The following is a 22,271-nucleotide window of genomic DNA, read 5'->3' as shown; positions in this document are numbered from 1 at the left end:
GTGTAGGACGCCTGTAGCCGCTGGCGCCGCCGCGGCCGCCGTCGCCCCCCGCCAGGGCACGAAGCTTCGCCAAGGCGCCGCCCGGTGCGCCTCGGCCGCGTTCAGCAGGCCCGCTGTCGCACGGGCTCGCCGCCGCAGCTACGCCGGGTAGTGCCGAAGGGTTGGACGCCGGCAGCGGGAGTTCGCGATCGCCCGCGCGCGCCGAATCGTAGCGCGAGGGGTTGGCGCCACGGAACCAGGGCGAGCAGGAGGCCGGGGACGCCTACCCATGGCCGTGCCGTCCCGGCAGCGTACGGAGTGACACTACGTGTACCCGGACGTTTACAGGAGAGCATCTCCAATGACACTACGTGTGCCCGGGCGTTCACAGGGCCGTGTGCTGGTGGACCTGCGCGCCTGGCCTGAGATGCGCGCCCCCATGCCGCCGAGGAAGCATGCGTCTCCCTCTTGCTCCTGGCGGCAATCAGCCCACGGCGAGGCTCACCGCCGCCGACGTGGCCTGCGCCGGTTTGCGGCCCGGGGACGTCGTCGCGGAGGTCCGCACCGGCAGCGGCGAGCAAGACATCCCTGCGATCGCAGAAGAGCACCTCCGCCCGATCTCGCCGCCGGCCGAGAAACATGACCAGCGCGCCGCGCTTCGGATCGCCGCCGAGCTGGCCACGCGCAACCGCAGCGCGCGAGCCCGCAGGCCCGCAGGAGAAGCGCATCGAGCGGGGCATCATGGTCCTGGTGATGGCATGGTCGCCCTCGCTGAGCGCCGCCAGGGCCACACCCAGGGCGATGGGCGGGCGATGATGTTGATGCACCGTCCGATCGTTCTGGCCTTGCTGCGCCTCCAGCGCGGACAGACGAAAGCGTTTTCGACGCAGCGCAATCCCTGTTGCCGCATGGAGGTCAACCGAGCACAGACACCCTGATGAATGCCTTGAGCTCAGCATAGGGAAGGGGTACCGACTCAATTTCATCGCTTGACCCGGGCCGCCGCGCCGTGGCCTTCTCGGTGCGACGGAGGCTGCAATGGTGCTCGTTCTGCGGTATGTGCTTCGGGCCCTCACCCCGCTCGTGATGTTTCTTGCGTGCGTGCTCGCGCAGGGGGGGTGCGAGTGCATCTCCAGCGATCCGCCCATGGACCCGCGTCAGGGCGTCGTCGCCTGCCGGACCCAGAGCGTGCGCAGCCCTGCCACCTCCCGTCCCGCGCCAGAGGTCGAGACCGTTGCCGCCGGCACCATCCCGGGGACGTTCTCCATCACGAGCACCGGGGAGGCCGTGTACACCATGGAGCTGGCCTCCCCGCCCTCGCGCGTGGGCATGGGGCCTCGGATCGAGCTCGCCTATCGCAGCGACGGCGGCGACGGCGTGCTGGGCGCCGGCTTCGCCGTCGCCGGGCTGTCCGCGATCACGCGATGTCCCAAGAGCCTCGCGCAAGACGGGGAGATCCGCGGCGTGCGGTACGACGGCGACGACGCGCTCTGCCTCGACGGCCAGCGCCTCGTTCCCGTGGGAGAGGGGCCGGGGACTATCGAGTACCGGACGTTCCCGGATACGTTCGTCAAGGTGGTCGGGCACTCCGCTTCGGAAGGCGGTGCGCCCGCCGAGGCGCTCTTCTTCGAGGCGTTTCTGCCCAGCGGCCGTGTCGTCGAGTACGGACGCACCGAGGGCAGCAAGCCGCTCGCGCGGGGCGGCGTCCCGCGCGCCTGGCTCGCGAACAAGGCCCGCGACGGCCGCGGCAACGCCATGACGTACGCGTATTGCCTCGCCGAGGCGGAGGACGGCCATGCCGCCGAGTACGCGGTCGACGAGATCCGCTACACGAGCTTCGAAGGTGCGCCGTCGCTCGAGCCTTCGCGGGCGGTACGCTTCGTGTATGCGACCAAGGATCCGGCCGCCATTCGCACCGGCTACTCGGGCGGCATGGCGCTCCAGCGCTCGCTTCGCTTGGAAGAGATCCAGATGCTCGGTCCGGGCGACGCGCTGGTCCGGAGCTACGGATTCCGCTATGAACTCAGCCCGACGACGAGCCGTACCCTCCTGACCGAGGTCGAGGAGTGCGCGAGCGATAGGGTTTGCAAGCCTCCCACGCGCTTTCAGTACAGCCACGCGAAGCCCGGATTCAAGCGGGTGCCGACGGACATCGACAAGCCCGTCTCCGAGAGGGCGAGCCCGATGGTGTTCGACATCGACGCCGACGGGCTCGACGACCTCGTGATCCCGGACATGGTCGCGGGGCTCAGCACACCGAGGAATCCGATCACCGCGTGGCGGGTGGCGCGGAACCTCGGACCACGTGCCTCGTCGTCCTTTCTCGCACCGGCGGAGCTCGCCTTCCTCGAAGAGTGGCCCACGGTCGCCGATCCGATGGGACCCTCCGATCCGGCCCTTCTTCAGCCCGAGCTCGGGACGGTCCTGGACTACGACGACGATGGGCGGATGGACGTCCTGCTCCACGACGTCTACAGCACCGAGGTCACGTGGCATGTGCTCCTGTCCCGACCGGACTGGACCTTCGCGCTCCATGACACGGGCATCCGCCGGCCGTTCCCGCTCGGCGTCACGCCCGCGCCGCCCAGCTTGAGCAGCCCCGGCGCGTCGATGCACCTGGCCGATCTGGACGGCGATGGCGTGCCGGATCTGATCCAGTGCGAGGACCACGCCCGCGAGGGACAGGCACCGCTCCCGCTCGCTGCCGTGTGGGCCGTCCACCCCTGGCGACCAGCGCGCGGCGCGATGCCCGCGGGCTTCGACCCCGCGGGCGAATCGATCGAGCTGCTCACCGGCTATCCCTGCGATACGGAGCTCCACACGCTCGACATCGACGCCGATGGCAAGATCGATCTCGTCGTGCCCGCTCTGCAACGGTTCGGTGACGGGACGGTCCTCCTCGGGTCGAGCTACGACGCGATCATGCGCCGGGGCGAGGGGCGCTGGGAGGTGATCGACACCGAGCTCCCCGTCGTGTGGGCCGGGGGCCGCGTCGTCTTTCTCGACGTGAACGGAGACGGCCTGCCCGATGCCGTCGAATCCGGCCCGGGTGACCACCAGCTCTATACCTACTTCAACACGGGGCCGACCTTCGTGGCCTCGCCGTTCCGGACCGTGGACGCGTTCAGCTTTGGGGATCTGTTCGGTCTTCCCGATCAGGACGCGTTCTTCCGGTTCGCCGTGCCGCTCGACTTCAACGGCGACGGGCGGCAGGATCTCCTCATGCCGGTTCCTCCAGGCATGCTGCTGGGCGGCTCCGACGCGCTCCCGTCGTGGGCCGTCCTGATCGCGACGGGCGACCGCTCGGGGCCGCCCTTCAGGCTCGTCGACCCGGGGCTGCCGTTCGAGGCCAGCCTCGGCGACGCGGTCACCCTCGCCGATCCGCGCGGGCCGCGCACGGGCGACGTCGACGGCGACGGCGCGCAGGACGTGATCCTGTCGCTCGGCGGCGTGTTCAACGTCTTCCGGAACCTCTCGGCCGATCAGGATCTCCTGGTCGCGGTCTCCGACGGGATGAACGCGCACGACCCGACCGAGTCCGGCTTCGTGCCCAACGTGAGCATCTCGTACGGGCATCTGACCGACGCGTCGGTGGCGACGGGCGACGGAGCGGAGAATCCGGCGCGGGAGAGCCCGCTGTACATCGCGCGTTCCGGCGCGGCGGACGACTGCGGATATCCGCGCCGCTGCGTGGTCGGGCCTCGTCGGGTGGTCAGCGCGTACGCCCTCAACAACGGCGCGAACCGACCGCGGCGTTTCGAGGTCAGCTACCGCGACGGGCGCTATCACCGGCTGGGCCGGGGATTTCTCGGCTTTGGCGGGCGGATCGTCACCGACGTGGATACGGGCGCCGCGGCGCTCGACGTGTACGATCACGTCACCTTTGACGACGAGCTCCAGGTCTTTCCCTTCGCGGGCAGCGTCCACCGGACGTGGCGCTGGGCGCCGGGGCTGCCGAGCCAGCCCAGACCGGAGCAGATCGAGCTCTCGTTCGTCGACGTGACGCGGGCGCTCGTGCCGACGAACGACGGCGCGACGTACTTCACGCTGCCGACCGAGCGCCGGGTGAGGCGAGCGCAAGGGATCTATCCACCACCGAGCGGTGCAGAGCCCTCCATCGAGGCGTACGTGCGGGAGGTCGAGCGCGGCGGCGGCGACGGCGTGACGCTGCTGCAGGACTCGGTGTCGACGGTGACGGACTTCGACACGTTCGGCAATGTGCGCGCCGAGGAAGGCTCGACGCGCGGCGTCGACCTGACGTTCAAGGTCACGCGGACGTTCAAGAACGACACCGAGCGCTGGGTCCTCGGCCAGCTCGAGACGCAGAAGGAGTGCAGCGCGGCGGCGGGAATGTCGCAGTGTCGGACCCTCACGCGAACGACCACGATCTACGGCGAGGTGGAGACCGAGTCCACTGAGAGCGACGACGGCCTGCCGGACACGAAGCTGACGATCGCCTATGCGCGCGACGACTTCGGGAACATCACCGGCGTCACGGCGAAGGACGCCTTCGACCACCAGCGGACATCCAGCACGGACTTCGACGAGGAGGGCATGTTCCCCGAGAAGTACGTGAACGCGGCCGAGCATACGACCCTCGTGGAGTACGACGGCGCGCTCGGCGTGCTCCTCAAGCGGGTCGATCCGAATCAGATCGTGACGACGTGGGCGTACGACGGCTTCGGGCGCCTCGGCGTCGAGACGCGCCCGGATGGCACGACGACGGTCACGCTCTCCCGCACAAAGGACGGCGGCCCTGAGCAGAACGCGTGGCGGGTGAAGCAGCGGCGCACGACGACCGGCGGGGCCGACGATACGATCGAGCTCGATGCCCTCGGCCGCCCGATCCGGTGGTGGTGGTACGGGCCCGAGCCGGAGCCGGCGCAGGGGGCGGGCGATGCGAAGCGCATCCTGCAAGAGATTGGCTACGACGCGCTGGGAGAGCACATCGCGCGGCGCTCGGTGCCGGTCCGCGAAGATACCCCCGAAAGCGAGAGGCTGTACCATCGCTTCGAGTACGACGCGGTAGGCCGCGAGGTGCGGCATACGACGCCATGGAACGCGGTCACGACAACGGAGTACGATGGCCTGCGCGTGCGCGTCACCGACCCGCTCGATCACGTCACCGTGACCGAGCAGAATCCGCTGGGGCGAACCGAGTCGATCACCGACGCCGCAGACGGGATCACCCGCTACAGTTACGGCCCGTTCGGCATGCTGCACACGGTCACCGATCCAGGCGATGCGGTGACGCGCACGAGGCGCGACGCGTTCGGCCGCGTCCGGCAGCTCGACGACCCCGATCGGGGCACGACGGTCTCGATCCATGACGGCTTCGGCGAGCTGGTTTCGTCGACCGATGCGCTCGGGCGAGAAACCACGTGGGCGTACGACGCGCTCGGGCGACCCCGCTCCCGCGTGGACCAAAGGGACGCCGAGCGCCTGACGACCACGTGGACCTGGGACACCGCGGCGCACGGGATCGGAAAGCTCCACGTGCTCGCGAGCCCCGACGGGGAGAAGACGTACGGGTACACCGACCGCGGCCAGCTCGACACGATCTCGCTCCGCATCGACGGCGAGCGCGCTCCCCTGGAGGCCAGGCTGGGCTACGACGAGCTCGGTCGCGTCGAGGCGGTCACGTATCCGGCGCCGGCCGGCGCGGCGCCGTTCGTCGTGGACCACGACCACGACCCGCATGGCCATGTGATCGCCGTGCGCGACCGCGGAACGGGCTCCGCCTACTGGCGCTTGACGGACGTGGACGACGCGGGGCGCTTTCGGGAGGAGGTGTTCGGCAACGGCGTCGTCACGGAGCGGAGCTACTTCGCCGACAAGCAGCGCCTGAGGCACATGGTGACGCAGAGCGACGCGGCTAAGGTGCAAGACCTGGACTACGGATATGACGATCTCCTCAATCTCACGCGCCGCACCGACGCGCTCCAGCCTGAGAACACGACGGAACGCTTCCGGTACGACCCGCTCCATCGGCTGACCTGCGCGTACTTCGGCGACGTCGAGAGCGCGTCGGCGCCCTGCGCGCTCCGCTACGACCACGACCCGAATGGCAATCTCACCTTCAAGTCGGACGTCGGAACGCTCTCGTACGATGACCCTCTGCACCCGCACGCGGTCACCGGCGCGGGCACGGGCAGCTTCGCCTATGACGCTGTCGGCAATCAGATCGCGCGGCCGGGGGGCACGACGGTGCGCTATACGCCGTTCGACCTGCCGGAGCGCATCACGCAACGCGCGAGCACCATCACGTTCGGTTACGACGGCGACCAGCAGCGGATCCGCAAGACCACGCCGGAAAAAGAGACGTTCTACTTCGGCGATCTGTACGAGCGGGTCACCGATCGGGCGTCGGGCACCGTGGAGCATCGGTACCACGTCCACTCGCCGGAGCGCGTTGTGGCGATCGTGACGCGAGGAGGCTCGGACGGCGGCACCCGTTACGTGCATGTCGATCACCTCGGCTCGGTCGATGCGCTCACCGACGAGGACGGCGACGTGATCGAGCGGAGGAGCTACGACCCGTTCGGGCAGCGCAGGAACCCCGTGTGGGGAGAGACCGGGCCGGCGTCGTTCTCCAGCATGACGACGCAGGGGTTCACCGGGCACGAGAGCGACGACGATCTCGGGCTCGTGAACATGAAGGGCAGGATCTACGATCCCAAGATCGGGCGATTCTTGACCACGGACCCGATCGTTTCGATCCCGTCCTTCGGGCAGAGCTGGAATCCGTACAGCTACGTGCTGAACAACCCCCTCGCGTACGTCGACCCGGGCGGCTTTCAACAAGCGCTCCCGGAGGCCGGAGCCCGCTCACCGCTGCCGGCCGGCGCCGAGTTCAGTTTGGAAGTGCTCGACCTGCCGCCGATCGGGCTCGAGCTGATCGTCCGCCCCGTCCCGGAGCCCGAGGCGCGCGCCGGCGCCGATACCAACACCGTAGCTGCCGAGACGGGCGGCGCCATGCCGCCCGTCGACGTCAGCACGACCGGGAGCGCGTCCGGGTATGTGCCGCAGCCGGTGAGCACGGCGCCGGAGCACACGGACGCCAGCGCCGTCGTCGGCCAGAGCTTGCTCGGCGCCGCGGAGGGGACGGGCGAGCTGGCGGCGGGCGTCGCGCGCTCGCTGGCGCTGAACGCGCTGACGCTCGGGATCTACAGCGGCTACGAGCTCGGGAGCGCGGCGTGGGCGGGGTACGAAGAGGGCGGGCTCCTCGGCGCGTTGAACGCCGTGAACCCGCTCTACCAGATCGGGCGGGGCGGCGCGGATACGGCCCTCGCCATCGACCGGGGCGATTACCGGGTTGCGGGCGCGGCGGGGGTGAAGACCGTCATCCTTGGCGCAGCCACCGTGTTCGGCGCGGGCAGAGGGCTGGGGGCGCTCGCGGAGGAGTCCGCCGCCGCGGCGGGCGCCGCCGGGAGAGGAGTGGTGGCCGGAGAAGCCGGTCGGTTCGCCGCTCTTGATGCCCGACGTCTTGTCGGGGACGGACTGACACCGCATCACATGCCGCAGGTGGCTCTCGGGTTCACTTCTCGGGCGGACGGAGGGGCGTTGGTCATGATGGCAGAGGAGCACGCCGCGACACGGACCTACGGCGTACTTGGTCGAGTTACGGCCCGAACCGAGGCGGGAATGTCGTTCCGCGATGTGCTCGCTCGTGACATCCGCGACGTCCGCCAGATCGTCGGCCCCAAGTACGACCAAGGGCTCCGCGACCTCTTGCAGTTCTATAGGCAAAATTTCCCCGAACTCATGGAGAGATAATTATGACTGTCCGCAGGGAAGTAGAAGAATTCGTTCTGCTTGGGCCACTTCCGGACTCTCGCGCTTCTGAGGAGGCAATAGCGTTGCACCAGGCACACCTGCAGCGCATTAAGCGGCCGGTGACGGACGAGGAGGCCGCGCTGTTAGTCAGTTCATTCGGGCCAGACGATTGTTACGGACTTGCATGGACCCTCCTCCACCTGATCGAATCAGCTCCTGGAGGAAGTCCTGTCAAGGCCGAACCGAGCCCTACCGATAATGAGTGGATTCGGCGACTGTGGTCGAGTTCCCATAGGTAGCGATTTTGGTACGCCCTTGCTTCCCGAAGGAGCGCGGCTTCGTGTCATTGGGCCAGATGGTTACAACCATACGTTTGTTGGTCTGCCCGACCCATCGACGTACCCGTGAGGAGTACCCACAAGATGAAAGCGAGCTGGGGCACATGCGAAACGACGGTCGAATCACGAGATGACCTGGACGCCGTGATCGAGGCCGTGCGACGATCAGGGCAGCCTACAATGGTGTTTCTTCAGGCGGCGAACGGGAACGTCCTCGTGTTTGGCGTCGGTCAGGACGAATCAGTCCTGACCTTCACCGAGCCTGATGGAACATCTTTTCACAGTCTGGGGAATCGGGAGCGCAAGGGGTATCTGCTGTCCCGGTGCCGCGACCAGGTAGATGAGTTCATGACGGAAATGGCGGTACCTGAGAACGATGCCATCGTGGCTGCTGGGCAGTTTCTCGCGACAGGAGAATGTCCACCTGGAGTGCAATGGGAACGGGATTGGTAGATGCCCGCGGCGCCCATGCTTCTTCGCAGTAGAAACAGCAAGGACGTGCATGCAGCCGCTCCAAGCGCATGTCGGCCATGCCGGCTATGCCGATGCGCTCATCGATGAGCAGGGGTGCATCCGACACTCCGACGTCACAGCTCTCTCGTGAATGTCTTGACCGATGAGCGCACCTATTCGTGGAAGCGAAGCGTCTTGACGGCGTTCCCGTCCTCCGCTTTCACCATGGTGCCATCGTGGTTCCAGCTGATGCCGCCGTTGCCCGGAGGTCCGAGCTCGTAGGTGATGCCCTCGAGCGTGAGCTGGTCCTCGTCAAGGTAGGCGATGCCGATCGAGTCGCCCCCGCGGCCGGGGCCGCCGTAGCCGCCGTCGCCTCCGCGGCCGCCGTTGCCCCCTTCACAGGACCACGTGCCGTCCCCCACGGCGCCGCCCGGTGCTCCTCGACCGCCTTTGCCTCCTTCCTCGGGCGGCCCTCCGTCGCCGCCCGGCCCCCCGGCCAGCGTCGCGATCACGCTGTCGCGCACCGTCAGCTTGGCGTGGAGGGCAACGATCCCGATCGTCGGGTGGCCGTTCTCTCCCCCTCGGCCGCCTCGCCCACCGCAGCCGCCAGCGCCTCCGGAGCCGCCGCCGGCGCCTCCCTTGGAGGCCTCGCCGCACGCGGAGAGCCCCCCTCGACGGCCTCCCCCGCCGCCGCCGCCTTGGCCCGGCATCCCCCGGGTGCCGTCGCCTGCCCAATCGCCCACCCATCCTGTCTCGGTCACGCGGCCGATGCCCTGACCCGCCGCCCCGACCACGCCGTACGCGCCGTAGGTCCCGTCGAACCCCTCCTCGCAGTTAAGCCCCGGGACATCCCCGTCGCCTCCACGTCCGTCGCTCGAGTCTGACGTCGCGTCCGGTAGCCCGTCGTCCCCGTCGCCGGCGCCGTCGGGTAGCCCGTCCCCTCCCTTCCCGCCGATGCTCGGAATTCCGCCATCGCACTGGTTCACCACCGCTGGGCCGCCGGGGACGGTGGCTCCAGAGCACGCGTCGCCGCCGTACATGCCATGGGGTCCGTCCGCTGCAATATTCAGCCCGGGCCATGGCTCGCCATCGCGCCCTGCCCCTCCATGGGATGAGCTAAGCTCGCTCCGGAGGAGCTCCACGGCTGTGTTGGAGCGAAGAAGCATCCCGATCCGCCGGCTCGCCCACATTCGCATGTCGACGATCGTCGATACCCCATCCGCGGCGCCCGTGTCTTCGTCGCTCGCCGGTACGACGGTCAGGAGGATGTCGCTCTCACCTGAACGCTGAAGGATGGAGCGCGTATCGGGCTGGCGCTTCCAGCTCACGCAGCCGAAGCCACCGATGAGGTCCACGCCGGAAGGCAGCGTCAGGGGCCCGAAAAAGCCGTCGGCACATGCGAACACACGCCCTCGGCCGGTACGTGCGAGCTCAACGCCGCGCTGCAGCGTGCGCACCGGCTTGTCTTTCGTCCCGGGGTTCGCGTCGTCGCCGCTGCCCCAGACGCCGCCCACGAACACGCCGCAGCCATCTTCCCACACATCGGCAGCGAGACGCTCGAGACAGACCGACTCCGGCGGCGGCTCGCCTTGGCATGACGCTCCGCCGTCGCACGCCGCTCCGCCAGGCTCGTTGGGGCCCGGTGCGGTGCCGCAGCCGGCCACGACGAGCAGCAGTGCAGGGGACAGATAGGTCGCTCTTGTGGTTCGCATGGTGCGCCTCGATGTTGTGTCGGGTGTAGGGGGGACATTCAACGCGGCGGGGCGGGATTGGGCACATCGAATTGACGGTAAGGCATGGAGTCGCCTTCCTGGCCCATCCCGACCTCGTCCCCAGATGCTGCACTGCCTGCGAGACCACCCGCGCCATGGCGTCCGAGTTGTACAGGGACGTCCGGCCCGAAGGTCACGTAGGCGCTGTGAGCTGCGATGCCGTAGGAGGAACCCCCGAGACCGCCGCCGGCGTCGCCCCCGCGACCGCCGTCGCCTCCCGTGCCACCGCGGCATGCGTCCCACATCTCGGGTCCAAATCCCTTCCCGCTGTCGCCGCCACGTCGCCCAACGCCGCCCGGTTGACCCGTGCCGCCGGCTCCGCCGTTGCCGCCGTTGCCGGTGGTCACCCGAGTCGCCTCGAGCGTCACCGCGCTCCCCTGCAGCGCAACAACACCGATGCTGGACCCGCCATAGCCGCCGCCCTGGCCTCCCTGGCCACCGCAGCCGCCACTGCCCCCTGAGCCGCCAGCCGCGCCGGCCTGCGGGCGGCCCGCTGGACAAGCCACCATCGTGCCGCGCGACCTGCTGCCGCCCCCGCCGCCGCCGCCTTGGCCGACGCCGCCCTTCTTCCCGTCCTCACCGCGGATGCCCATCCAACCGTCTTCGGTGAGGTAGCCTGCGCCAACAGCGCCGCGAGCGCGACCGGCGTCGAGCCCCCCCTTGCCGGGTTTGCCATCTTTGCAAGGTGAGCTCCCGGCGCCGCTGCCTGCGTGGCCCCCATCGTCATCATTCTCCACGGGCGCCGGCTGCCCCGAAGCGCCATCGCCCCCCTGCTCGAGCCCGCCGTCGCCTCCGTAGCCTCCAGTGGACTCGATGCCGTCGTCGCACACGGTCACGACCGGGAGAGCGCCCGCCGGGGAGTCCGAGGTGCACGCGTCCGCGCCGTCGTTCCCCAGCACACCGTCCTTCGCCCGGACGCTGGGCGCGTCTTGTCCCGGATCCCCGTCCTTGCCGTTGCCGGCGATGATGGCGCTCGCTCGCACTATCGCCCTGGCCCCAGGGCTCAACATCATCGCGATGGACGACTTCCCATCGATTGCCGAGGCGTCCGCCGCCAACGCCCGCACGCCGAAGACCGTTGACGTCGCGTCCGCTTGTTCCCCCGCGATCACCCGCAGCGGGATCCCCACCGGCGGAGCGATGATCGTCGGGTGATCCGGTCCGCCGAACGACCCCTCATACGACCAATCGCCGCCCTCATCACAGCGACGGCCGCCCCAGAGGTCGACCCCCGAACGCAGCGTGATTGCCTCCTCGAACGACCCGCTACAAGCATACACGCGCCGGGTCGGCGCCTCGCCGTTGTCTCGTCCGCTCGCGGCGAGCCCGATGGCGTGCTGCAACGTCTTGACCGGCGCGTCCTTCGTGCCCGGGCTGCTGTCGTCGCCCCACGCGCTCACGAACACCCCGCATTGGTCGAGCGCCGGCGCCGTGCCGGGCTCTCCCGCGCAAGGTCCTGGCGGAGGCTCTGGCTCAGGCGCGCACCCCGCCACCTCCGAGCAAAGGTCGGTGTAAGCGCACGCTGTCAGCGAGCTCATCGCGCTCGCCGCGCAGAGCGTGACAGCGACGACGGACGTTGTAGCGCTTCGGCCCTCCGGACCTGCTTGCGAACGCCTCCCGTCTGCTCCTCGGATCCTCACCAGAGTCCCTCGATCCTCACGCCGGTCTCACCCCCGGTCGCCACGGGCGTGACGTGAACCCGCTCCTGAGTCGGCGTGCCTCCCAGGAAGGAAAAATCGGTGAAGAACGACGCGGCGGTCACCGCCCCGATCACACCACCCGTGATGACCAGGGCAGTCCCCACGCCGGCGGACAAGTTGCGGGCGTCTCGCAGGCGGAGCAGGTCAGCGCATGGGGAGTCCGGCGGCGCTTGCCAGCACATCGTCGAGCTCGACGTGGAGCCGCGCGTGAGCCCGTCGCGCCGCTCGCTGAGGTCATCATCCAGCTTGCCGGCCCTGAGCATGAAGACGCCGCCCCCGAGCACGGTGCCCGTCGTGACGGCGATACCCGCGACGCGCAGCGCTCCCGGCCAGGAAACCCACGGGCTGGGAGGCTGTGCCTTCCTCGTAGCATCGGACCCGGACGAAAGGCTCAGGGTCTTCGGTGCTTCCTTCGGTGACACCAGCGCGGTCTCGTTGGTGCCGCTCACCGCAGTGCGCGGCAGCTTCATCGTGATCTCGTGCTCCGCGCCCGCCGCGGCCAGGAACGAATGAAGCCCGTCCTCATGGCCCGGTGCACGGCCCCGCACCATGTGTTTGCCCGGCTCGAAGAAGAGCGTGTAGGTCCGCGCGGTCCGCCCGATGCGCTCGCCGTCGACGAGCACCTCGGCGTCGGGCGGGTCGACCGAGAGAACAAGCATGGCGACGCGCTTCGCTGTCTCGCGCTGTGCTGCCTCGTATCGCCGCTGGAGCGCATCGGGCAGCACTTCGCGCTGTTCGAGGCTCTTGGCGAGGTGCTCGGCAGCATCGCGGTATCGGTGCAGCGCGACCTCGCAAAGGCCGAGCTCGCCGGCGAGCTCCGCGCGCTCTCGCTCGGTGCTGGTCGCCGGGTCTACGGCATCGAAGGCAGCCTTGTACGCAGCGTGTGCCTCGATCCACCGCCCGGCATTGCGCGCTCTCCGACCACGGCGAACATGGTCCTTCACCGATGAGCTTTCGCCCGAGCTCGCCGCCGGGGGCGATACCGCCAGCGCCGGCAGACTTCGTGAAGTCTGTTGCGCCTTCGGGGGGACATCATCGGCGCTGGCAGACTTCGCGGAGCCTGTTGCGGCCCCGAGCGTGAGAAAAATCGAGAGAGAATGCGCAATGTAACGCATCCAGTGACGGTACTTACGCCGGCCGCTCGGCGTCAACCGGCAGAAACCGCAACGTCTCGGCCGCTTGGACGAGAATTGGCGGTCGGATGACGGAATGTGCTCAGCCGTCCCCTAGGGTCCGTTTTGATGTGGTTAAATGTGAGCCTTGGCGCACATTGTCAGACCAAAGTTGCTCCTCGCCAATTTTTTGTGAAGCGTTTTGCCCGGCTCAAGTGTGCTGCGTACCGTGGACAGGCCAGCGACCGTCTCCCCCGGCTTCGAGCTCTTCCGGCGCCTCGCCCGGCGCCACGGTGTGCCGGCGCGAAATGCCGAGGATGTCGCCCAGGAAGCGCTGCTGCGGGGGCTAGAGGCCGACAAGCGGCTCGATCTAGGTGGAGACCCAGCCCCGTACCGCGTCACGATCGCCGTCAACCAGGCGCGCAATCACGTCCGTGACGCACGCTGCCGCGGCGAGGTGCTGACATCGTTCGATGAGTGCGAGATCCGAGATGAGTGTCTCACGCCGGAAGAGCTGCTCCGGAGACGGCAGCGGGAAAAGCTCGCGCGGCAGCTGCTAGACCAACTCGATCCCAAGTACCGGGATCTCTTGATCAAGCACGACCTCCAAGAGGTCCCGCTGGCCGAGATCGCCTCCGAGCAGGGACTTCCGCTGGACACCGTGAGGACGCGACACTGGCGGGCGCACAAGGCGCTCCGGGTGCGGCTGGAGCAGTGGCAGGCGCAGCAGCGCTCTCGAGGATGGGACGACAGCGCCTGCGTGCCGCTTGCACTGGGCTTCGGCCGTCGCGCGCCGTGGGTGGCCTGGCTGCGCCGTCTGGGCGTGAGGATCCTCGTTCAGGGCGCGCTCGTCCTGCTAACCGGCGCGCTCGTCTCCTCGGTGCCATCCCTGCCCGACCTGAAATCGAGGGTCGAGGCGGCGGCGGTCCGCGCCCCTGCCACCGCGCCCGCAGCGCGGGACGCCGCGACGTCTCCCGTGCGAGACAGCGCGTTCAGCGCCGCGGCGCCTGCCAGAGGTGGAGGCGCGTCGGGCGCCGCAGCGCCCGCGACGCCGATCGCGCACGAGAGCTCGTCGTCGAGGGAACAACGAAACGCGGGCGCCGAGGCGATCGTGAGCAGCACGCCCGCTCCCGTCGAGACGACAGCTCGCCGGCCCGCGTCGACTCCGGCGAGCACCGCTCGACCAGCTGTCAGCGATCGTGAGAGGAGCCTGGTCAACCAGGCCCGAAGAGCCATCGAGGCCCACGACGCCATGGCCGACGTCGAGGCTCTCCGGCTGCTTGAGGCCCACGCGCGGGAGTTCCCCCGTGGGCGGCTCGCCGCCGAGCGCGAAGCGCTCCTCAAGCAGATTCGCTGAATCGTCGGTCGTCCATTAACAGCTGAGCAGGCGGCGGGCGCCGGTGATGTCTTCCGACAGCACAAGGCCGAGATCCGCCTTGCGTCGGACAGGAACGCGCACGTCCAGGAGGCGAAATATCATGGAAGACATGCTGGGTGCGATGTGGCTCGTCTCGCCGATCGTTCTCGCAATGATGGCCTGCGTCGCGATCGGTTTCGCGGTCACGGCGCGCGAGGCGATGGGACGCGAACACGGGCTTCGCGAGGCGCGCGAGCAGGCGCATGAGGACGAGGAGGCAACCCTCACCGATGCGAAGGAGAAGGCCGAGCAGGAGCTGGGGCGATACCGGCGCCTGCTGGACTGCCATGTCGATGCGCTGATCGCAGCGATGGCCGGTGGCCGAGCGCGCCCAATTCCATGGCCGGGCCGGGTCATCGAAGCGTTCTGCGCGACGATGCCTGCTTGGAAGCGAAAGCTGGCCGAGAGCACGGGGCTTACGCCAAGGGACATGGAGCGGCTGCTGAACAGCGAACTCCCGATCTCGCCCGGCCTCGCGCGGCAATTGGAGGCGTTCACGGGTACGCCCGCTCGGTACTGGGAGCGCCTGTGGCGTCTTCACGATGACTGCCGGACCGACGCGGACGATACCGTAGTGCTCAAGCTCGATGAACCGATCACCAGGCGCGAGAGCGCGACGCGTACGGCGGCGTCGCCAGCGTCGATCTCGGTGCCACCAAACCCGCCCTCGATAGCCCCTCGCGCGCCTGATGTTCCGCCGCCCGTGGTGCCGGCTCCTGACCCGGCTTCCAGGAGCCCACGCGCCAAGCTCCCGCCGCCTCCACAGCCGCGGCTGAGATCGCCGCTGCCTGCTCGCGCCGAGGCGGGTGCTGAGTTCGCGCGCCGCGCTGCTACGCTGACGCGCTTCCCGCTGCAGCATGACGAAGTCGGGGCCAGTCATGCACACGAACCGGGTTGGGAGGACGTTGAATGTTCACCACTGAATACGACACTTCCGGGCGTAGGAAGCCAAGGAGCAGCGTAGCTGCGACACCTGCTTGATAGGTTCGAAAATGGATTCTAAAAATCATGAATCAAACGTCAAGGCCCTCGACGAATTGGTTGTTCAAATGGAATGGCGCATCGTTCCATTGCGCAAGAGTCACGTACAGGCCCTCATCGAAGAAGGATTCGATGCGTACTACAGCGCTCCTGCGGGCAAGGTAGCAACAGCGCTGCTGACGTTGGCTCGGCTGGTCTTGGACGAGGCGACGCCTGGACGCGCGAAACATCCTGAGACGCCTGAAACCAGTGTGCCAGTCTGTCGTATTCCACCGCTTGAGGATGCGATGAACCGTTGGGCCGATTGTGAAGAGGAGGGGCGGAAACGGCTATTTACAATCCTCGACGCGATGGGCGGCAAAGACACTGCCGCCCGCGCAGCGCACGCGGTCCTGGCCTGGGCCGCGCAAACGTATGAGCTCGCAAGGAGAACTGGCGCAAAAGGCTAATTGCGCCAATGTTTCGTCCCCCGCGCTCGGAGTTACCCGTGTGAACGAACACGCAGGATCACAGAATTCTTCCGAAATCCTGCTGCATCCCGAGCTTGGCGCCCCCGCCGGAGGCATCCCTCCGTCCATCCCCGCGGCTGGTCCATCGCCCGCGGCTGGTAGAGCGCGAGGCGTGGCTGCGCGCGACGCCATCAAGCGTCGTGGTGTATGCCGACGACGAGGTCATGGCACGGCACGATCGGCGCGGCGCCGGCCTGCGCAGCACGCTGGAGCGGCACCTTCCCGAGGAGCACGCGGGGCTGCGGCACCGGAGGCGCGCCTACTGGGAGCAGCGCGCCGACCACATGGGCCAGGACGTGGGCAGGTTCGTCCGCCAGGTGTTCGACGCCGAAGACGTGCTCTCGCAGCTGCGTAAGGTGCAGGCGATCGTCACGCACCTGGAGAGTTCCCCCCAAGGAACGCGCGCCGCCGAGCGAGCCATTACGGCAACCACCTTGTCGTTGCTCCCCTGGATGATGACGACCAGGCGAGCGGCGGCAGGCTGGCCGGTGGCGAGGAGCTCCACGAGCTCGCGTCGTCACCCGAACGACCGACGAGCGGCGAGCTTCGCGCCGGATCGGAGCTCGCCCACGTCCGCCTCGACGGCGACCGCACCGAGTTCGCCCCGCTGGACATCGGCCCGGCTTCGCCGAGCTCGACGAGGCCGGGCCGCTGGCGCGGTCCAGCGGCCGCGTAGACGCGCCGGGGAATCTTGGGTGGCTCGCCCTCGGCGAGGTGTCAGAGACCGGCCTCATGGACCACGACCCGATCGGCAGAACGGATCACGACTGGGCCGGTCAAGAATCCCCGCTCGGACCCCGTACCTGCCCTTCCACCGCGCGGCGCGCAGCTCACGTCAAGGGCTCGAATCCGTTAGGATTTCCGCGGAGCGGACCCTTGACGTGAGCGAGCACCGCGCCCCCGTCCTCACGAGGTCCGAGCGGGGCTCGCCCGCGATCCGCTTGGCCGGTCTGGGCGCGATCCGATGGGGCGGTCCCTGACATGGGCGATGCGCGTCACCTCCAGAGCACGGGACGCGCCGCGCGCGGAGTCTGTCGAGGGCCTACACGTGGTTCCCCCAGGAAAAGTGACATGCGTGCACATTTTTGTTGACACGCGCCAGCGTCAACCCATCGGCTGATGCTAGGTGAACAGAAGGCGACCCGTGTTTTCTTTGACCAACGAGCATGTCAACAAAAAAAACGACCAAACGACGCCGCGCGCCGTGTCACTGGTCAGTGTTGAGCTCGGCAGGGGATCTTATCGTCCGCTGCGCGCACCATACGCGCCCCCGCTTCATGGGGCGCTACTTCCCCTCCGCGACGCCCCGCCAAGATCCCCGACGACGAGCACCGGAGCCCTTGCACGATTCCGACGGCGTGACAAAGATGCAGTGCCGCCCTGAACTGTAGTCCTAGCCCTGAAGGCGCACCTTCGCCACTAAGTCGCCTTCGATGGGTTGCCACAGACCGAACCCCCTATGTTGACTATTGACCAAATCAGGAGCCTCGTCTTCCAGCACGCGTCCAGAGCGAGTCAGGAAGCACAGAGAATCGCGCTGTCCACGCGCGCCCGTGAAAGAGTCATCAAGGAAGCCGCCAAGGCAATGATCACGGACATTTCCGCCTTCTCCTCTTCCAAGTTGGAGATCGGATCCGCGGTCAAGGTGCCGTCGGCCACCGTCCTCTTCGTGGACATGCGCAGCTCGACAAGACGGGCATACGAGTTGGGCGCAGCGAAAACGTACATCACCATGCACTCCCTGCTCCCAGCGCTCGCGCACATCGTGGCCGAGCAGAACGGCTATATCGTCGGCTTCCGCGGAGACGGGCTATTCGCGGTGTTCGGCATAGACAGCAATGGGAACCCTTCGATTGGGGCTAAAGCTGTGGGGACAGCCTGTCAGGCCGGGTGTTACATGGTCGAGGCGGTCGAGGCTGCTGTCAACCCCATCCTCGAGGCTTTCGACATCCCAGGGGATGTGGCGGTCGGGGTCGGGGTCGATGCGGGAGAGATCGTTATCACCAAGATCGGACTACAGGGCATGTGGGAAATCACTGCATATGGCGATGCTGTGAACCGTGCCGCGAAGCTATGTTCCAAGGGTAGCGGACAGGTTATCGTATCTACGGAGGCACAGACCAACATCGGAACGAGTAAAAACGGCAAGCTCAAAATCAGCAAGTACATACCGTTTGACGACAATTTGTTCGGCCAAGTGGTAACATCAGACGCCTCGCTGCTACCGGCCAAAATGTCATTGCTGGGCTGAGTCATGACCGAAAAACCGACCACCCCGCCGCCCTCCGAGCCAGTCGCCAGCACAGGGAAGGACGACATCGACTTCCTACTAAAAGTTATCGGCCGATACGACACGTACATAGGCACCACCAACACCAAAGCGGCTGGGGTCGTGGCGCTCTGCGCGCTCCTGGTCGGCACCACATCGGCAAAGTGGAACGAGCTGGTGATGGGCCCTAAAGCCTTGCAGGTGCTCATAGGGCTCTCGCTTATCGGTGCCGCAGTTACCGCGCTATTGTCGATCTCTTACGCCGTGCAAACCGTTTTTCCGCAGACCAACTCGCCAGAAAAGCCGCAAGTATACAGCTCGCTGATTGCCTATGCCGCAGTCGCTAAACACGAGAAACCAGAGGAATATCACACGGCGATACTGGCGCAGGATGAACATGCGCGGGTGCTAGACTGTGCGTTCCAAGCCCATACCCTGGCCAAGATCACTGATGACAAGTTCGCGAAGCTGAAATCGTCCTTCCGCTTGCTCACCTGGGGCGTCCTTCCTTGCACAGGAATAGCATTGATCCTGCGGTTTATATCCATGGCATGGGACGTGCTGCGATGATACGGTGCCAGAAAAAAACGAAACTGGCATCACAACGAAAGGCGAGACGCTAAACTCCGTCATCATCTGTTCCACAGTCTTTCATCGGCGCGCTGGATACCCGACCGGAGGCTCCCGGACAACTCCGTAGGAGGTAACAATGAGCTCAGACACGTACACCATCGGAGAGCCGCTCAACGTCCGCGTCGGGTCGGCCATCTACCCGGGCAACGACGCGGGTCCCGCTTTCCTTGTCAAGCGAGCAGAGGGCGATCTACTCCAACAGGAGCAGGCCATCACGTGGGAGGGGCCGATCTGCAACTGGCGGCGCGTGGGCGTCATCGCGAATACGAAGGACAAGGCGCGCTTCTTCATTTTGGAACCCGCGGACGAGTACGACGAGCTCTTGTTCGAGGGCTTCTACGTGAAGGGGAAGTTCAGGATTGCGCACCGCGAGGACAACACCCATCTCGCACGAGACGCATATCGCGCTTTTCAAGCGCAGTAGCACACACCTGGAGCCCCCTACACCGCTATACGTTAGGGAAGTTGTCGCCTTCTCAGCCCTTCGCTCCCAGCGCCACCAGTGCGGCTGCTTTGGCCTGCTTCTGCCGCGCCGCGCGAACTTCTCTGCTCTCAGCCCGCTCCGCACCCATCGCGCCACCCGCTCCGCCCACTCCGCTGTCGTCGCCATCGCCTCCTCCTTCGTCGCGATGGGGACAGCGCGGACGGTCATGATGCCCTTGGATGGGCGCTGACGAGCAGCCGGCCGATCGCCTCGTGAAGGACCCGGGCCGCTACCTCATCCCCTAGCGTGACCGCGCGGCCCAGAGCGCTGGCGAGCGATGCGAGCACGATCGCGCGAGGCGACCGTTCGGCCAGCGCGAGCTCCTCGGACCCGAGGCTCGCCGGTTGGGCCTGGGTTGGGCCCGTGCCTCCCGAGGGGGTGCGATCCGTCGTCACGCCCTTCCCAAAACCCGGGGGATGCGACGGATCGCGACGGTTCGCCCCCGCGGAACAGTCCCGCCAGGATTTCTCCGGCAGCGAGAAGGGACCACGACAACGGCGTGATCGGCGCGCACACCCTCGACGCGGCAGAGGGCCAGCGCATCCGCATCCTCAAGGTGTGCGGCTGCAACGCCATCCGCAGCGCCCACAACCCTGTCGCGGGCGTCATCGCGGCGCGGCCAGCGCTTCCCGGGGCGCCTCGCGGCTCAGGCACGGCGCCTCGCTCTGCGCACGCGGGCCCGTCGGCCCAGGCCATCGCTTCCTTGGGATCGCGCGCTCGGCATTCCGGAGCTTCCAGCGGGAGCCCGAGCCGCGCGAGTACCTCCCTCACCACCGCTGGCCCGGTCACAGCACCTGAAAGACGCATCTTGCTGCCACAGCCAGTATAGGAGAGCTCGTCATCTTGAGGTGTCGCGCCACGCGGGCCCGGTTGCGCATGTGCGCGGGATTCATCGTGCTGATCGTCACCGGTGCGGCGCCGGGCGCACGGTGCGGCACTCTGGGAAGGGCTTGGCGCAGCCGCTTCGGCACCACGATCCGCCGGATCACGGCGGTCGCGCCGGATGGCGGGAACGCCCCGGTCATCAAGCCGATGTACTCGACCATCTCGGCATGGAACGCGGACGAGTCGAGGCTCATCCTCTTCTCGGTCGCAGCCGGCGAGCACCAGCTCTACGACGGCAAGACGTACCGGCTCATCAAGGCGCTCGATATCTCGCCGGCGGACATCGAGCAGGTGTACTGGCACACATCTCATCCCGACATCCTGTTCTATGTTGACGGCAAGGACCTCATCCGTTACCACGTCGGCGCCGGGACGAAGGAGGTCGTGACGACGTTTGACTTCTGCTCGGGCGGCGCGAGCGCGGGCAGCGACCCGCTGTTCATGTCGTGGGATTCGAACCGCATCGGCCTTACGTGCGACGAACAGGTGTTCATCTATGATATCGGCCAGAATACGGTGCTCGCGAGGAAGGAGCTCGACGAGAACCCCGCCCAGGTCGCGCCGAGCGGGACGCTCGCGTTCCTGACCGCACAGCGTGCCCAGCCCCAGCGGCACGCGCGCCGTGTTTGGGAGCGACTGGGGCAACGGTGATACCGTCGACACCCACGTGATCGAGCTACCCAGCTACAAGCCGTGATGACGGGCCGCGAAGCGCCGCGCGGGGCACCGCTCGATGCCTCACCTCTGGACGACGCCCGAGGCGCCAGCGGGTAGACCCACGGGTGGAGACGGGCGTCACTACCGAGCTCCTCGCCCAGCGCATGCTCGACACCGGCTTACCTGCTGTCACCGGGCGCCTTGTTTCATGCGCGCCGCCAACCCTGCACGCTCATGCGGAGCAGTCCCGCCAACACCCAGGGCGCTGCTTTCTGGAGAGTGTTCGAGCAGAGGGGGACATGCGGTCGCCCACCCGGCGCCTCGCCGTAACGCAGAAGGAGCAAAAGATCCGGTCTCGAGAATGGCCTGCCCGGGACCGCGCCGCCGCGTGGCATGTTCAACAAGAACAACCAACGATAGGGATGGAAGCATGCACAATCCAGGCGATGTGATCGGCACCTACGGCAAGAGCCGTTCGCTTCTCTTTGCGGGATGGTTTCTGGCAGCGCTGTTCGCCGGTGCGGGCGCCCTGGTGCTGTCCCTGGTACCAGGGCCGGGCAGCACGGTGCGGTTCGATGGGGATGTGTCGGTGCTGTATCGCGCTGGCTATGGGGCGATCGCTCTGGGCGTCGTGATCGCGCTGGGCACGTGGTGGGTCGTGGGCGCGCAGCCCGTGTTCGTGCTGCGCCAGAACGCGATCCAGGTCCGGGAGCAGAAAGGCACCCGGACCGACTTCTACGCCGACATCGAGGATCTCTACACGTTTTACTTCGGCGGTATCGGCTACCGGGCGACACCACAGGCGCCGTGGGTCTTCATTGGAGCACGCACCTCGCGCTACGCCGAGCTGAGCCAGACGTTGCGGATGCGCCATGTAGAGCAGCGCGGGGAGCGCCTCTACCACCAGCTTCAGGCCGGTGGATCGGTCAGCTTCCGGGCTCTGCCCGACAGCGTGGCGTTGTCCAAAACCCTGTTCGCCTCCCGCGACATGGACCACCCGATGCGGATGATCGAACTCACGCGCGGCCACCTCACGATCGAGGGGAAGTCCATCGCGATCGAACGCATTGCCGACGTCGCATCCAATCTCTGGGCAGAGCGGTCGCAGATTCTGGATGTGGATGGCAGGGTGTTCCACACCATGCACTCGAATGCCGTGATGTCGTTCGAAGTGCTGGTGACGCTGATCGCCCGCTTGCAGCAGGACGCCGCCTCTGCAGCCCGCGTCTGAGAGCGCGCATGGACCACGCACGCGCCGGAGGGGCCGGCGCGTGCGCGGTCAACCGAGGGGGTCGGGGCCCTGCAG

The 22,271-nt window shown here is 67.4% G+C and carries 16 protein-coding genes; 11 read left to right on the top strand and 5 right to left on the bottom strand.

Annotation, left to right across the window (positions count from 1 at the left end; translation table 11 throughout):
* Positions 1 to 434: 434 nt before the first annotated feature.
* From NQZ70_RS38990 to NQZ70_RS38980, 3 genes are all read left to right on the top strand, one after another.
* Positions 435 to 917, top strand: coding sequence for a hypothetical protein (locus tag NQZ70_RS38990; RefSeq protein ID WP_129578760.1), 483 nt, complete (start codon positions 435 to 437; stop codon positions 915 to 917).
* A 100-nt stretch (positions 918 to 1,017) separates the two neighbouring features.
* Positions 1,018 to 7,755, top strand: a complete 6,738-nt coding sequence (locus tag NQZ70_RS38985) for an RHS repeat-associated core domain-containing protein (RefSeq protein WP_237244430.1) — start codon at positions 1,018 to 1,020, stop codon at positions 7,753 to 7,755.
* 422 nt (positions 7,756 to 8,177) lie between these two features.
* On the top strand, positions 8,178 to 8,546 hold the full coding sequence (locus NQZ70_RS38980) for an Imm1 family immunity protein (RefSeq protein ID WP_129578758.1): 369 nt from the start codon (positions 8,178 to 8,180) through the stop codon (positions 8,544 to 8,546).
* Between the two features lie 173 nt (positions 8,547 to 8,719).
* On the opposite strand, the gene NQZ70_RS53560 is transcribed toward NQZ70_RS38980, so the two are convergent.
* From NQZ70_RS53560 to NQZ70_RS38965, 3 genes are all read right to left on the bottom strand, one after another.
* Positions 8,720 to 10,258 (bottom strand): hypothetical protein, encoded by a 1,539-nt coding sequence (locus tag NQZ70_RS53560; protein ID WP_129578757.1) that lies wholly within the window; start codon positions 10,256 to 10,258, stop codon positions 8,720 to 8,722.
* Between the two features lie 38 nt (positions 10,259 to 10,296).
* Positions 10,297 to 11,856, bottom strand: a complete 1,560-nt coding sequence (locus tag NQZ70_RS38970; RefSeq protein WP_237244429.1) for a DUF1565 domain-containing protein — start codon at positions 11,854 to 11,856, stop codon at positions 10,297 to 10,299.
* A 98-nt stretch (positions 11,857 to 11,954) separates the two neighbouring features.
* Positions 11,955 to 13,133, bottom strand: coding sequence for a PEGA domain-containing protein (locus NQZ70_RS38965; RefSeq protein ID WP_237244428.1), 1,179 nt, complete (start codon positions 13,131 to 13,133; stop codon positions 11,955 to 11,957).
* A gap of 226 nt (positions 13,134 to 13,359) precedes the next feature.
* On the opposite strand from NQZ70_RS38965, the gene NQZ70_RS38960 reads away from it, so the two are divergent.
* From NQZ70_RS38960 to NQZ70_RS38950, 3 genes are all read left to right on the top strand, one after another.
* Positions 13,360 to 14,487, top strand: coding sequence for an RNA polymerase sigma factor (locus NQZ70_RS38960; RefSeq protein WP_237244427.1), 1,128 nt, complete (start codon positions 13,360 to 13,362; stop codon positions 14,485 to 14,487).
* Positions 14,488 to 14,608: 121 nt separating this feature from the next.
* A complete protein-coding gene (locus NQZ70_RS38955; protein WP_129578754.1) occupies positions 14,609 to 15,511 on the top strand; it encodes a hypothetical protein in 903 nt (300 codons plus the stop codon).
* 28 nt (positions 15,512 to 15,539) lie between these two features.
* A complete protein-coding gene (locus tag NQZ70_RS38950; protein WP_129578753.1) occupies positions 15,540 to 15,977 on the top strand; it encodes a hypothetical protein in 438 nt (145 codons plus the stop codon).
* A 191-nt stretch (positions 15,978 to 16,168) separates the two neighbouring features.
* Here NQZ70_RS38950 and NQZ70_RS38945 read toward each other — a convergent pair whose 3' ends face one another.
* Positions 16,169 to 16,414: a hypothetical protein gene (locus NQZ70_RS38945; protein ID WP_129578752.1), complete on the bottom strand. Its 246-nt coding sequence runs from the start codon at positions 16,412 to 16,414 to the stop codon at positions 16,169 to 16,171.
* 1,082 nt (positions 16,415 to 17,496) lie between these two features.
* Here NQZ70_RS38945 and NQZ70_RS38940 point away from each other — a divergent pair.
* From NQZ70_RS38940 to NQZ70_RS38930, 3 genes are all read left to right on the top strand, one after another.
* Positions 17,497 to 18,288, top strand: a complete 792-nt coding sequence (locus NQZ70_RS38940) for an adenylate/guanylate cyclase domain-containing protein (RefSeq protein ID WP_129578751.1) — start codon at positions 17,497 to 17,499, stop codon at positions 18,286 to 18,288.
* A gap of 3 nt (positions 18,289 to 18,291) precedes the next feature.
* Complete coding sequence (locus NQZ70_RS38935) at positions 18,292 to 18,876, top strand: Pycsar system effector family protein (RefSeq protein WP_129578750.1); 585 nt, start codon at positions 18,292 to 18,294, stop codon at positions 18,874 to 18,876.
* A gap of 139 nt (positions 18,877 to 19,015) precedes the next feature.
* Complete coding sequence (locus NQZ70_RS38930; RefSeq protein ID WP_129578749.1) at positions 19,016 to 19,363, top strand: hypothetical protein; 348 nt, start codon at positions 19,016 to 19,018, stop codon at positions 19,361 to 19,363.
* A gap of 845 nt (positions 19,364 to 20,208) precedes the next feature.
* Here NQZ70_RS38930 and NQZ70_RS38925 read toward each other — a convergent pair.
* Entirely contained in the window at positions 20,209 to 20,469 is a 261-nt protein-coding gene (locus NQZ70_RS38925) for a hypothetical protein (RefSeq protein WP_272826446.1), read from the bottom strand.
* Between NQZ70_RS38925 and NQZ70_RS38920 the strand changes: the two genes are divergently transcribed.
* Positions 20,456 to 20,959, top strand: a complete 504-nt coding sequence (locus tag NQZ70_RS38920; RefSeq protein WP_272826444.1) for a hypothetical protein — start codon at positions 20,456 to 20,458, stop codon at positions 20,957 to 20,959. The genes NQZ70_RS38925 and NQZ70_RS38920 overlap by 14 nt on opposite strands.
* A 436-nt stretch (positions 20,960 to 21,395) precedes the next feature.
* Entirely contained in the window at positions 21,396 to 22,196 is an 801-nt protein-coding gene (locus tag NQZ70_RS38915) for a hypothetical protein (protein ID WP_129578746.1), read from the top strand.
* The last annotated feature ends 75 nt before the right edge of the window (positions 22,197 to 22,271 follow it).

The sequence above is a fragment of the Sorangium sp. So ce836 genome, from assembly GCF_028553905.1.
GTDB lineage: Bacteria > Myxococcota_A > Polyangia > Polyangiales > Polyangiaceae > Sorangium > Sorangium cellulosum_D.
The sequence above is the reverse complement of the archived record's forward strand: the minus strand, read 5'-3'. Positions and strand labels throughout refer to the sequence as shown.

Coding starts and splice junctions, on each gene's coding strand:
- NQZ70_RS38990 (WP_129578760.1), top strand. CDS start 435: ATGCGTCTCCCTCTTGCTCCTGGCGGCAATCAGCCCACGGCGAGGCTC.
- NQZ70_RS38985 (WP_237244430.1), top strand. CDS start 1,018: ATGGTGCTCGTTCTGCGGTATGTGCTTCGGGCCCTCACCCCGCTCGTG.
- NQZ70_RS38980 (WP_129578758.1), top strand. CDS start 8,178: ATGAAAGCGAGCTGGGGCACATGCGAAACGACGGTCGAATCACGAGAT.
- NQZ70_RS53560 (WP_129578757.1), bottom strand. CDS start 10,258: ATGCGAACCACAAGAGCGACCTATCTGTCCCCTGCACTGCTGCTCGTC.
- NQZ70_RS38970 (WP_237244429.1), bottom strand. CDS start 11,856: ATGAGCTCGCTGACAGCGTGCGCTTACACCGACCTTTGCTCGGAGGTG.
- NQZ70_RS38965 (WP_237244428.1), bottom strand. CDS start 13,133: ATGCGTTACATTGCGCATTCTCTCTCGATTTTTCTCACGCTCGGGGCC.
- NQZ70_RS38955 (WP_129578754.1), top strand. CDS start 14,609: ATGGAAGACATGCTGGGTGCGATGTGGCTCGTCTCGCCGATCGTTCTC.
- NQZ70_RS38950 (WP_129578753.1), top strand. CDS start 15,540: ATGGATTCTAAAAATCATGAATCAAACGTCAAGGCCCTCGACGAATTG.
- NQZ70_RS38940 (WP_129578751.1), top strand. CDS start 17,497: ATGTTGACTATTGACCAAATCAGGAGCCTCGTCTTCCAGCACGCGTCC.
- NQZ70_RS38935 (WP_129578750.1), top strand. CDS start 18,292: ATGACCGAAAAACCGACCACCCCGCCGCCCTCCGAGCCAGTCGCCAGC.
- NQZ70_RS38930 (WP_129578749.1), top strand. CDS start 19,016: ATGAGCTCAGACACGTACACCATCGGAGAGCCGCTCAACGTCCGCGTC.
- NQZ70_RS38920 (WP_272826444.1), top strand. CDS start 20,456: ATGTACTCGACCATCTCGGCATGGAACGCGGACGAGTCGAGGCTCATC.
- NQZ70_RS38925 (WP_272826446.1), bottom strand. CDS start 20,469: ATGGTCGAGTACATCGGCTTGATGACCGGGGCGTTCCCGCCATCCGGC.
- NQZ70_RS38915 (WP_129578746.1), top strand. CDS start 21,396: ATGCACAATCCAGGCGATGTGATCGGCACCTACGGCAAGAGCCGTTCG.